This is a genomic window from Trinickia soli, assembly GCF_002879855.1.
GTDB lineage: Bacteria > Pseudomonadota > Gammaproteobacteria > Burkholderiales > Burkholderiaceae > Trinickia > Trinickia soli.
The window spans coordinates 1-1,990 of sequence record NZ_PNYB01000061.1; the positions used below are offsets into that span (position 1 = coordinate 1).

Consider the following 1,990-nt stretch of genomic DNA (forward strand, 5'->3'; position numbering starts at 1 on the left):
GGGTGTGCGCCGTGAAAAGGTGGCGCTTTCCAGCGGGTGCAAGCCCCGCCCGGCAACCGCTCCAGCCGGAAGCAACTGGAGCAGTCATGGAGGTAACGAAGTGGCTGAAGCCTCTGGTAATGCGTGTCACGAATAGGTGACAGCGCGAGTGTGCAGGCCGTAACGCGAGTGAACGCCGAGCAAGCCTCGAAAAGGTCGATGCGCAGGCCGACCCGAAAACCCTATCGGGGAAGGCTGATACGGCTGGGTGAATGAGCAGGCTGGACGCCCAGTCGCTGCGCCGGGGTAGTGGCGACAGCATGTACACAAGGAAAGCGTACGCAACACGGGAAGTCCCATGGCGTGGTCAGGGATGACCAACCGGACGCCCGCGAGGGACAGGCCGGGCGCCTTGGGATGACGGAGAGGCCCGTAGTACCGGTGAAGCCGGGTAATGCCGGTGGAGGGAAGGGACCTCAGTTCAAGACAAACGCAACACGTGGTGAGGGACCTGGAGATTGGGCAACCTATCAACTCCGATCAGTGTTCAGAAACTGCAGACGGCGTTACACGCGAAAGCGAAGGCAGAAGCCGGGTATCGCTTCTACGCGCTGTACGACAAGATCTATCGCGAGGATGTGCTGGCGCATGCGTATGCCCAGTGCCGCTCGAACAAGGGCGCGCCGGGTGTCGATCGGCAGGACTTCGCGGAAATTGAAGCGTACGGGGTGCAGAAGTGGCTCGGTGAACTGGCGCTTGCGCTCAGGCAGGAGGCTTACCGGCCGGACCCTATCAGAAGAGTGTTTATCCCGAAGGCCAATGGCAAGCTGAGGCCACTGGGCATCTCGACCTTGCGGGATCGGGTGTGCATGACAGCAGCGATGCTGGTGCTCGAACCGATCTTCGAAGCGGACCTTCCACCAGAGCAGTACGCTTACCGTCCGGGCCGCAATGCCCAGCAAGCGGTGATCGAGGTGGAGGAACGGTTGCATCGAGGGCAAACGGACGTTGTTGACGCCGACCTCGCGGACTACTTCGGCAGCATTCCCCACACCGAATTGATGCTGTCGCTCGCGCGACGCATCGTCGATCGGCGTGTGCTGCATCTGATCAAGATGTGGCTGGAATGCCCCGTTGAAGAAACCGACGACCGAGGCCGGAGGAAACGCACGACGGAGGCCCGAGATAGCGGACGCGGTATTCCGCAAGGGTCTCCCATCTCGCCACTGCTGGCGAATGTGTACATGCGCCGGTTTGTGTTGGCGTGGAAGAAGCTCGGACTTCAGCGCAGCCTTGGCAGTCGCATTGTGACCTACGCGGACGACCTCGTGATCCTGTGCAAGGGAGGCAAGGCCGAGGAGGCGTTGCTGAAACTGCACGAGATCATGGGCAAACTGAAGCTGACGGTCAACGAGGAGAAGACCCGAATCTGCAAGGTCCCAGAAGGTGAATTCGACTTCCTGGGTTATACGTTTGGGCGGCTATACTCACCGACGACTGGGCAGGCCCGAATGGGTATGCGACCGTCGAAGAAGAGTATCCGGCGCATGGTCGAAAAGATCCATGCGATGACCGCCCTCAAGACGGTTTGGCAGGAGACCATGGAGCTGGTGGGCAAGTTGAACCGCACGCTGCGCGGCTGGGCGAACTACTTCAAGGTAGGAACGGACAGACTCGCGTATCGGGCGCTCGACAACTACACCGCTGCGCGGTTGCGTCGGTGGTTACGCAACAAGTACAAGCTCAGGCGTCGCAGGGGCGGGAGCTATCCATCCTCGCACCTCTACGGGCACTTCGGTCTCGTTCGTCTGACTGGGCCTTGGCGGTAACCTGCCGTGTACGAAGGTGTGAAGTCTTGTCCGAGAGCCCAGTGCGGGAGATCTGCACGCTGGGTTCGATGAGCGGGATGTGGAAACGGGGTTAGGGCAAGGTTACTCGGGCACCGCCGGACGAAAGGGGCGGCAACAGACAAACCGAGCCTACCGCTACCGCGCCACATCTCGACTCTACC

Annotated in this window: 1 protein-coding gene; it reads left to right on the forward strand. The window is 60.9% G+C overall.

The features are described from left to right. The first annotated feature begins 497 nt into the window (after positions 1 to 497). Positions 498 to 1,808 (forward strand): group II intron reverse transcriptase/maturase, encoded by a 1,311-nt coding sequence (ltrA, locus tag C0Z19_RS27630; protein WP_102613006.1) that lies wholly within the window; start codon positions 498 to 500, stop codon positions 1,806 to 1,808. Positions 1,809 to 1,990: the final 182 nt, after the last annotated feature.